Source organism: Actinophytocola sp. (assembly GCF_035634895.1).
GTDB lineage: Bacteria > Actinomycetota > Actinomycetes > Mycobacteriales > Pseudonocardiaceae > Actinophytocola.
In genome coordinates this window covers 1-9,696 of sequence record NZ_DASQCC010000091.1, presented here as the reverse complement: position 1 = coordinate 9,696, position 9,696 = coordinate 1, and the positions used below count along the sequence as shown (strand labels likewise).

The window sequence follows — 9,696 nt, the reverse complement described above, 5'->3', positions numbered from 1 at the left end:
CCGGCTCGGGACGGTGCTCGCACGCGCGAGGTCCGGGCGCTGGGCCGTGCTCGGCGCGGTCCGCGTGTGACCAGACGCACGGTTGGCTCTGCTAACGATGACCCGATCTGAAGCGCTTAAGTTACCGGGTACCGAACCTCGAGGACGGAGAGTCTTGACCGCGCAGCACACTCGACGGGCAATGTTCATCTGGGTGACAGCGGTTCTGGTGTACCTGGCGGCGGTGTTCCACCGCACCTCGCTCGGCGTGGCCAGCCTGGAGGCGGGGGCACGGTTCCACGTCGGGCCCGCGGCGCTCGGCACGTTCACGGTGCTGCAGGTCGGGGTGTACGCGTCGATGCAGGTGCCGACCGGCCTGCTGGTCGACCGGTACGGCGCGCGACGGGTGCTGACGGTCGCGGCGCTGCTGATGGGGTTGGGGCAGTTGCTGTTCGCGTTCGCCACCTCCTACCCGCTGGGCCTGCTGGCCCGCGCGGTGCTGGGCGTCGGCGACGCGATGACGTTCGTGAGCGTGCTGCGGCTGGTCGCGGCGCACTTCCCGGCCCGGCGGTACGCGGCCGTCACGTCGTTCACCGCGGCACTGGGCGCGCTGGGCAACCTGGCCTCGACCGTCCCGCTCTCACTGCTGCTCGCGAGCGTGGGCTGGACGGCCACCTTCGCCGTCACGGGCGCGGCCACCGCCGTGTACTCGGTGGTGCTGATGCTCCGCGTGCGGGACAACCCCGTCGGTGTCGTCCCGGAGCCGGTGGACCGCACGGAGTCCCTGCGCACCGTCCTCACCCAGGTCGGCCACGCCTGGCGCACACCGGGCACGCGGCTCGGTTTCTGGGTGCACTTCTCGACCATGTTCGCGCCCGCGATGCTGGGCCTGCTGTGGGGTTTCCCGTACCTGGTGCAGGCGCAGGGCCTCGGCGAGGCGACCGCGGGTCTGCTGCTGTCGCTGCTGGTGGTCGGCGCGATCGTCGGCGGTCCCGCGGTGGGCACGATGATCAGCAGTCATCCCGAATGGCGCACGCCGTTGGTGATGACGTACCTGGTCACGGCGCTGGGCGTGTGGGCGCTGCTGCTGGGCTGGCCGGGCGGCCACGTCCCGCTGTGGCTGCTGGTGGCGGGCTTCGCGTTCCTGTCCCTGGGCGGCCCGGCGTCGGCGACCGCCTTCGCGCTGGCCCGCGACTACAACCCGATGCGCCGCGTGGGCACCGCGACGGGCGTGGTGAACGTCGGCGGCTTCGTGGCGATCACCGTGTCCGCGCTGGCCGTGGGCGTGCTGCTGGGGCTGGTGGCGTCGCTGGGCCCGGCGACGGCGTTCCGCATCGCGTTCCTGTCCGTGGTCGCGGTGCTGCTCCTCGGCCTGTGGCGCACGTCGGTGTGGTGGCGACGCGCCCGCGCGGCGGTCTTCGACGCGGCCTCCCGCGGCGAGGAGGTCCCGGTCCGCATCCGCCGCCGCTCATGGGACCTGGCCCCGGCCGCCTAGATCGGCCATGTGTCAGGATTGTTGACCGTGCCACCAACAGCCGCCAAACAGCGTGTCATCGTCCCGCCAGGACTCGTCGTCGTCGACAAGCCGGACGGGATGACCTCCCATGACGTCGTCGCGAGGGTGCGGCGGATCATGGGGACGCGCAAGGTCGGCCACGCCGGCACGCTCGACCCGATGGCGACCGGCGTGCTCGTACTCGGCATCGAGCGAGCCACGAAGCTGTTGGGGCACTTGGCATTGGACACCAAGGCCTACCTCGCGACCATCCGCCTCGGCTCGTCCACCACGACCGACGACGCACAGGGCGAGACCCTGTCCACTTCGGACGTCTCCGGCGTGACCGACGATGCCGTCGCGGCCGGCATCGCCAAGCTGACCGGGCACATCCAGCAGGTGCCGAGCGCGGTCAGCGCCGTGAAGGTCGACGGCAAGCGGGCGTACGCGCGGGTCCGGGCCGGCGAGCAGGTCGAACTGGCCGCCCGCCCGGTCGAGGTGTCCCGGTTCGACCTGCTGGCCGCCCGCCGCGAGGACGGCCTGGAGCTGGACGTCATGGTGGAGTGCAGTTCGGGGACCTACGTCCGCGCGCTGGCCAGGGACCTCGGCGCCGACCTCGGCGTCGGCGGGCACCTGGCCGCGCTGCGCCGCACCCGCGTCGGCCCGTTCGACCTGCGGGTGGTGACGACGCTCGAGAAGCTGGCCGACCAGCCCGCGCTGTCGCTGCCGCTGTCCGAGGCCGTGGCGGCCGCCTTCCCCCGCCGCGACGTGACCTACCCGCACGCGCAGGCGTTGTTACAGGGCCAACGGTTACCGGCGACGGGGATCGAGGGCACCTACGGAGTGTTCGATCCGGACGGTCGGGCGATCGCACTGGCGGTCGACGAGGGGCCCGCCACCCGCTCCGTGGTCATCCTGACGACGACCTAGCGACAACAAATCCCTACGGTGCGGAGCCGGCCAGCGGGCTGGTGTCCATGTACCGCACCTCGTACACACGCTCCGCGAACCTCCAGCCGTCCGCCGTGCGCGCGAAGCGATCGTGGTACAGCGCGTGGTTCAGGTGCGAGCCGCCGTCCCGGAACCGCCCGAACTCCTCGATGTACGTCCGGCCGGCCGCCGTGTCACCGTCCAGCTGGATCACGCCGGGGTGCGCGTGCTGGACGAAGAACTCCCAGACGCTCCGCATCCGCTCGATCGATTCCCGCATCGCCTCCCGGCCGACGAACTCCACGGGCACGTGCGGCCACCGCAGCACGCCGTCCGGGGTGAACAGCGACACGAGACGGTCGTAGTCCCGCATCATCGCCGCGTCGGTGAACTCCGCCTGCAACGCCGCGAGCTCGACCCGGTCGGCCGCCGCCTGGAGGTCGCTCACGACGCCTTCCACACACCGGCGACCTGGCGGGTGGCCACGTTGAGCCGGTTCCACACGTTGATCGTCGAGATCGCGATGAGCAGTGCGGCAAGGCCCTCCTCGTCGTAGTGCCGGGCGGCCTCGGCCCAGACCTCGTCGGACACCGGGTCCGAGCGGTCCGCCACCCGGGTCACCGCCTCGGTCAGCGCCAGCGCGGCCCGCTCCGCCGCCGTGAAGTAGGGCGCGTCCTGCCAGGCGGACACCGTGAAGATCCGCTCGTCGGACTCACCCTCCTTCCGCATGTCCTTCGCGTGCAACTCCACGCACACGCCGCAGCCGTTGATCTGGCTCGCCCGCAGGTGAACCAGGTGGATGGTGGTGGCCGGCACGCCGTGCTCGTTCGCCGAGACGCTGTACGCGTAGAGGCCCTTCATCGCGGCCGGGATGAGCTGTACCGGGCTGGGCATCCGTGCTTGCATGTCACTCTCCCTGTCAGGTGGGGTGAATCCGGTTCGTCATCGCTGTGACGGATGACGTGAGAGGAACCTGACAGTGGATGAGCACGACTTCCTGGCCGCGCGGTTCGAGACCCAGCGTGCCCGGCTGGGCGCGGTGGCCTACCGGATGCTCGGGTCGCTTGCCGAGGCCGAGGACGCCGTGCAGGAGGCGTGGCTGCGGCTGGCCCGCTCCGACACCGGCGCGGTCGCGAACCTGGACGGCTGGCTGACCACCGTGGTCAGCCGGATCTGCCTGGACATGCTGCGCTCACGCAGGTCCCGGCGCGAGGAGTCGCTCGACACGCACGTGCCGGACCCGATCGTGGCGTCCCCGGACGTGGACCCGGCCCAGCAGGCCGAGCTCGCCGACTCGGTCGGGCTGGCGCTGCTGGTCGTGCTGGAGACGCTGAACCCGGCCGAGCGGCTGGCGTTCGTGCTGCACGACATGTTCGGCGTGCCGTTCGACGAGATCGCCCCGATCGTCGGGCGCACCCCCGCGACCGCCACCCAGCTGGCCAGCCGGGCCCGTCGCCGGGTGCGGGGCGCGGCCCAGCCGGACGTCGACGTGCCCGCACAGCGCGAGGTGATCGAGGCGTTCACGGCGGCCGCACGCGACGGCGACTTCGAGGCCCTGCTCGCCGTGCTCGACCCGGACGTCCTGCTCCGGGTGGACGCGGGCGCCGCCGGTCCGTCGCGGCTGCTGCGCGGCGCGGCGACCGTGGCCAGGAACGCGCTGCTGTTCCAACAGGAAGGCCCGGGCCGCCAGTGGGTCCTCATCAACGGCGCGCCCGGGGTGGTCTCGATCCTCGACGGGCGGCCGTACGCGGTGTTCAGCCCCACCGTGCGCGGCGGCCGGATCGTCGAGATCAACATCCTGGCCGACCCCGAACGCCTCGCCCGGCTCGGCCTGCCCGAGCCGAGTGACGCGTGACTCGACTCAACCGATCCGGCCCCGCATACGTGATCTAGGGAGTGCGGACGAACTCGCGCCGGCGTCGCCGGCTCTGGGCGGTGGCGGCCTCGCTGGTCATCGGGGCCGGCGTCGCCTGCGGGTACGTCGTCACCGGAGGGACGGTGACCCGGCCGGGACTGGCCGCGCCGACCACCACCGACAACGCGGCGCCCGCTGGAAGGACATCGCCCACCGCGAAGGCCACCACGCCCGCCCCACCCCCGCCCAACCCGACCCTCCCGTTCAACGCGAAGCTGACCTCGCGGAACATCCCGACCCCGGACGGCGGCGTGCGCAGCGGCGCCTGCAGCGGTTCCCTCATCGCGCCGGACTGGGTAGTCACCGCCGGGCACTGCTTCCACGACGTCAACGACGTGCGGACCGGCGGCCGGCCCTCGTACGTGATGACGGTGACCGTCGGGAAGCTGAAGGACAGCGACCCCGGCGGCCACACCGTCCAGGTCGTCGACGTCCGCCAGTCCCCGGTCAACGACCTGGCGGTCGCCAAGCTCAGCTCCGCGATCACCGACATCGTTCCCGTCACCCTGGCCGACGCCCCGCCCGCGGTCGGCGAGCAGCTCCAGTTCGCCGGGTGGGGCTCGCTGTCGGCCACCACGCTCGGCCCCTCCGACCACCTCAAGCGCGGACAGTTCACCGTGTCCCGCATCAGGCAGAGCACGCTCGAGGCCCAGCCGGTCGGCCAGCGCACCGTCGAGAACGGCCCGTGCCCCGAGGACTCGGGCGCGCCGTTCTTCGTGAGCGACGACGACCGCACGGGCGTGCTCGTCGCCATCGTGAACACCGGCCCGCCGTGCCCGCAGCCCGGCGCGGAGATCATCGCGCGGGTGGACGTCGTGCTCGACTGGATCCACCAGCAGACCCAATAGCCCCGCGAGTCCCGCGTTCAAACCTAGCGAGTCCCGCGTTCGCACACAGCGAGTTGCGGTTTCGTGCAGGTCCGGGCGTGCCGGGCCGGATCTTGGTGTGCACGAAACCGCAATTCGGTATGTCTGAACGCGGGACTCGGTATGGGTGAACGCGGGACTCGGTATGTCTGAACGCGGGACTCGGGGCGTCGACCACGTTGCGCGCGAGCCCGAGTAGCACGTGTCACGCCCGCCCGGCGCGGGCGGCTGCGTAGGCTGGGCGCGTGCGGCGCTGGCGTGGGCTTGACGACCTGCCCGGTGGCTGGGGACGGTGTGTCGCCACCATCGGGGTCTTCGACGGGGTGCATCTCGGGCACCAGGAGCTCATCCACCGGGCGGTCACGCTCGCCGAGGAGCGGGACGTCCAGAGCGTGCTGGTCACGTTCGACCCGCATCCGTCCGAGGTGGTCCGGCCCGGCAGCCACCCCGCGCAGTTGACGACGTTGCGGCGCAAGGCCGAGCTGGTCGAGGGCATGGGCATCGACGTGTTCTGCGTGCTGCCCTTCACCCTCGAGCTGTCCAAGATGCCACCGGACGAGTTCGTCCACGAGATCCTGGTCGAGAAGCTGCACGTGTCGGCCGTGGTGGTGGGGGAGAACTTCCGCTTCGGCCACCGGGCCGCCGGCAGCGTCGCCACGCTCACCCAGCTCGGGCACCGGTTCGGGTTCGTGGTCGAGGACGCGAAGCTCGTGACCGTGCCGAACCACAAGGCCGGCGAGGAGATCACGTTCTCGTCGACCTACATCCGGGCATGCATCAACGCGGGGGACGTGACCGCGGCGGAGGCGGCGTTGGGCCGTCCACACCGGCTGGAGGGCATCGTCGTGCGCGGCGACCGGCGCGGCCACGAGCTGGGCTTCCCGACGGCCAACCTGTCCACCCCGCGCTACGCCGCGATCCCCGCCGACGGGGTGTACGCGGCACGGTTCTCCCTGCTCAACGCCCCGGACCGGGCCCCGCTGGCGACCGCGGTGAGCGTCGGGACCAACCCGACGTTCTCCGGGCGCGAGCGGCGCGTCGAGGCGTTCGTGCTGGACGTGGACGAGGACTTCTACGGGCAGCGCGTCGGCATCGACTTCGTCGCCAAGCTGCGCGACATGGAGAAGTTCGCCTCCTCGGCGGCCCTGGTCGAGGAGATGCACCGCGACGTGCGAAGGACTCGGGACCTGCTCTCCTGAGCCGGCGGTGGCCCCCAGGTGGACCGCGCACGATGCAGATGCGAACGGCTGTCCGGTTTTGCCGCGTATCCCGCGTAGTACTGGCAAGATGCTCTGAGGTCGGCACTGAATACAGCGCGTCAAGGATGAGCGGGACTCAGGGGAGTAACGACGGTGGAGGACCACAAGATCGTCCAGCGCAACCTCGGTTTGCAGCGCGAGTGGTACGGGGAGCCCCTCGGCGACCGCGTGCGCCGGCTCGTGGTGGCCTTCGACATCTCCCAGGCCTACCTCGCCGAGGTGCTCGGCATCAGCGCGCCCATGCTCAGCCAGGTGATGAGCGGTCGCCGCGCGAAGATCGGCAACCCGGCGGTGCTGGCCCGGCTGATCATGCTCGAACGCAAGGTCCTGGTGCCGGACGTGGCGGCCGGCAAGAAGGAAGCGCTGGTCCGCGCCCTCGAGGAGGTCCGCGCCTCCCGACCCTCGGTGACCAGGGACAACCTGCCGGTGGACATCGGCCGCAACGACCGGGTCGCGGTCGCCGCGCTGCGCCGAGTCGCCGAGCCCAGTGACCTCACCGCCGCGGCCGGCCTGCTCAACGGCCGGTTCCCGGAGCTGGCCGACCTGCTGCGGAGGGCAGGTCAGCCCCAGTAGGCAGCATGGTTCGCCTGTTCTCGGCGATCGAACTCCCCGGCGAGGTCCGGGACGAGCTGGCCCAACGACTGGCCGGCGCCAGGGCCACCGCTCCCGAGCTGACGTGGGCGCCGCCCGACCGCTGGCACATCACCCTCGGGTTCTACGGCGACCGCGAGCACGCCGACCGCCGCACGGCCTGGTTCCGCGGGCAGGCGGCCGGGCTGCGTGGGTTCCGGATCCGGCTGCGGGCCTCCGGCCGGTTCCCCGGCGTGCTCTGGATCGGGGTGAACGCGCTGGACGGCGAGCATGCCGCGGCGCTGCGCGGGCTGGCCGGCGCGCTCGGCGAGCAGACCGACGAGCTGGCGTTCGTCCCGCACGTCACCGTCGCCCGGTGGAAACGCGGGCGGTCCGGCAACGAGGCCGCTGTCAGGGCGGCCGCCGCGCTGGACGGGTATCGTGGTCGGTGGTGGTTGACTGACGAGGTGGTGTTGTTCCGTAGTGACCTGACACCGGCCGGGCCGGTGTACGACGCCCTGGACCGGGTGTCGCTGTCGAGCGCGCCCGGTAAGCAGCGCTGATTACCCGCCTGTTAACCTTGGTCGTTGGGTCCGGCTGCGGTCCGTGGTGGCTGGTACCCGAAACACCGCGAAACACGGCACATCTCATACGAGGAGAACAACGAGTGGCGCTGTCCACCGAACAGAAGAAGACCATCCTGGCGGACTACGGGGTCCACGAGAAGGACACCGGCTCGCCGGAGGCCCAGGTCGCGATGCTGACCAAGCGCATCAGCGACCTGACCGAGCACCTGAAGGTGCACAAGCACGACCACCACTCTCGTCGGGGTCTGTTGCTGCTGGTCGGCCGCCGCCGCCGGCTGCTCAACTACCTGACGAAGGTGGACATCGAACGCTACCGGTCGCTCATCCAGCGACTGGGCCTGCGCCGATAGGACCCTGAGGGGGAGTGGTCGAACTGGACCGCTCCCCCCGAGTCTTTTCGGACTTACAGACGAACAAGGGCGAGCAATCGCCGCGTGCGGGGATCAGATCGCCGGTCCTCGGTAGTGGTCGCCGGGTGAATGAAAGCCCCGGGGACTTCGATCGAAGACCGGCCTCGTTCGGACCTCTACCCCCGTGCCTGTTGCCCCGTATGGGGTGTGCGCGCGCCCGAGAGGAAACGAGGAGTTTCTACATGACTGACTTCAGCCAGGCTGGAGTACACGAGACCACCGCCGTGATCGACAACGGCAACTTCGGCAAGCGCAGCATCCGCTTCGAGACCGGCCGGCTCGCCCGGCAGGCCGCCGGCAGCGTCGTGGCCTACCTCGACGAGGAGACCATGCTGCTGTCCGCCACCACGGCGTCCAAGCACCCGAAGGAGCACTTCGACTTCTTCCCGCTGACGGTCGACGTCGAGGAGCGCATGTACGCGGCGGGCCGTATCCCCGGCTCGTTCTTCCGGCGCGAGGGCCGTCCCTCCACCGACGCGATCCTGACCTGCCGCCTGATCGACCGCCCGCTGCGCCCGTCCTTCGTGGACGGTCTGCGCAACGAGATCCAGGTCGTCATCACGGTGCAGTCGCTCAACCCGCAGGACCTGTACGACGTGGTGGCCATCAACGCCGCCTCCGCCTCCACCCAGCTCGCCGGCCTGCCGTTCTCCGGCCCGGTCGGCGGCGTGCGCGTCGCCCTGATCGGCGAGCAGTGGGTCGCCTTCCCGACCCACGAGCAGCTGGAGAAGGCCGCGTTCGACATGGTCGTCGCCGGCCGTGTGGTCGAGTCGGGCGACGTCGCGATCATGATGGTCGAGGCCGAGGCCACCGGCAACGTGCTCGACCTGATCGCCGACGGCCAGCAGGCGCCGACCGAGGAGGTCGTCGCGAGCGGCCTCGAGGCCGCCAAGCCGTTCATCAAGGCGCTGTGCGAGGCACAGGCCCGGCTCGCCGAGGTCGCCGCCAAGGAGACCCGCGAGTACCCCACGTTCCCGGCCTACCAGCCGGACGCGCTGGAGGCCGTCACGGCCGCGGTGTCCGACGAGCTGGCGCAGGCGCTGACCATCGCCGGCAAGCAGGAGCGCGAGTCGACGATCGACGAGCTCAAGGCCACCACGCTGGAGAAGGTCGGCGCGGTCGAGGGCGGCGCCTTCGAGGGTCGCGAGAAGGAGATCGGCGCCGCGTTCCGGTCGCTGAACAAGAAGCTGGTCCGCCAGCGCATCCTGCGCGACAAGATCCGCATCGACGGCCGCGGCATCACCGACATCCGGCAGCTGTCCGCCGAGGTCGCGATCATCCCGCGGGCACACGGCTCGGCGCTGTTCGAGCGCGGCGAGACCCAGATCCTGGGTGTCACCACGCTGAACATGCTGCGCATGGAGCAGCAGATCGACTCGCTGTCCCCGGAGACGCACAAGCGCTACCTGCACCACTACAACTTCCCGCCGTTCTCCACCGGTGAGACGGGCCGGGTCGGCTCGCCGAAGCGGCGCGAGATCGGCCACGGCGCGCTCGCCGAGCGGGCCCTGATCCCGGTGCTGCCGAAGCGGGACGAGTTCCCCTACGCGATCCGCCAGGTCTCCGAGGCGCTGGGCTCCAACGGCTCGACGTCCATGGGCTCGGTGTGCGCCTCGACCATGTCGCTGCTCAACGCCGGTGTGCCGCTGAAGGCGCCGGTGTCCGGCATCGCCATGGGCCTGGTG

Annotated in this window: 11 protein-coding genes; 9 read left to right on the top strand and 2 right to left on the bottom strand. The window is 71.0% G+C overall.

From position 1 onward, the window contains the following. Window positions 1–181: 181 nt before the first annotated feature. Both VET29_RS12655 and truB read left to right on the top strand, forming a co-directional pair. Entirely contained in the window at window positions 182–1,474 is a 1,293-nt protein-coding gene (locus VET29_RS12655; RefSeq protein WP_324919440.1) for an MFS transporter, read from the top strand. Window positions 1,475–1,501: 27 nt separating this feature from the next. Beyond that, window positions 1,502–2,404 (top strand): tRNA pseudouridine(55) synthase TruB, encoded by a 903-nt coding sequence (gene truB, locus VET29_RS12650; RefSeq protein WP_324919438.1) that lies wholly within the window; start codon window positions 1,502–1,504, stop codon window positions 2,402–2,404. A 13-nt stretch (window positions 2,405–2,417) separates the two neighbouring features. Here truB and VET29_RS12645 read toward each other — a convergent pair whose 3' ends face one another. Then, window positions 2,418–2,852, bottom strand: a complete 435-nt coding sequence (locus VET29_RS12645) for a nuclear transport factor 2 family protein (protein WP_324919436.1) — start codon at window positions 2,850–2,852, stop codon at window positions 2,418–2,420. Next, entirely contained in the window at window positions 2,849–3,310 is a 462-nt protein-coding gene (locus tag VET29_RS12640; protein WP_324919434.1) for a carboxymuconolactone decarboxylase family protein, read from the bottom strand. Before VET29_RS12640 ends, VET29_RS12645 begins: the two co-directional genes overlap by 4 nt. Window positions 3,311–3,383: 73 nt before the next feature. Between VET29_RS12640 and VET29_RS12635 the strand changes: the two genes are divergently transcribed. The 7 genes from VET29_RS12635 to VET29_RS12605 all read left to right on the top strand — a co-directional run. Next, the gene (locus VET29_RS12635; RefSeq protein ID WP_324919433.1) at window positions 3,384–4,259 is read left to right on the top strand and encodes a sigma-70 family RNA polymerase sigma factor; all 876 of its coding nucleotides are present in this window, start codon (window positions 3,384–3,386) and stop codon (window positions 4,257–4,259) included. A 41-nt stretch (window positions 4,260–4,300) separates the two neighbouring features. After that, window positions 4,301–5,167, top strand: a complete 867-nt coding sequence (locus tag VET29_RS12630) for a S1 family peptidase (RefSeq protein ID WP_324919431.1) — start codon at window positions 4,301–4,303, stop codon at window positions 5,165–5,167. Window positions 5,168–5,430: 263 nt separating this feature from the next. Further along, entirely contained in the window at window positions 5,431–6,384 is a 954-nt protein-coding gene (locus VET29_RS12625; RefSeq protein ID WP_324919429.1) for a bifunctional riboflavin kinase/FAD synthetase, read from the top strand. Between the two features lie 153 nt (window positions 6,385–6,537). Further along, window positions 6,538–7,017: a helix-turn-helix transcriptional regulator gene (locus tag VET29_RS12620; protein ID WP_324919427.1), complete on the top strand. Its 480-nt coding sequence runs from the start codon at window positions 6,538–6,540 to the stop codon at window positions 7,015–7,017. A 5-nt stretch (window positions 7,018–7,022) separates the two neighbouring features. Further along, window positions 7,023–7,577 carry an RNA 2',3'-cyclic phosphodiesterase gene (gene thpR / locus VET29_RS12615; RefSeq protein ID WP_324919425.1) on the top strand — a complete coding sequence of 185 codons (555 nt, stop codon included), beginning with the start codon at window positions 7,023–7,025 and terminating at the stop codon, window positions 7,575–7,577. A 104-nt stretch (window positions 7,578–7,681) separates the two neighbouring features. Then, window positions 7,682–7,951 carry a 30S ribosomal protein S15 gene (gene rpsO, locus VET29_RS12610; protein WP_324919423.1) on the top strand — a complete coding sequence of 90 codons (270 nt, stop codon included), beginning with the start codon at window positions 7,682–7,684 and terminating at the stop codon, window positions 7,949–7,951. A 242-nt stretch (window positions 7,952–8,193) separates the two neighbouring features. Continuing rightward, the coding region (locus VET29_RS12605; protein ID WP_324919421.1) for a polyribonucleotide nucleotidyltransferase at window positions 8,194–9,696 on the top strand (1,503 nt) is incomplete at its 3' end.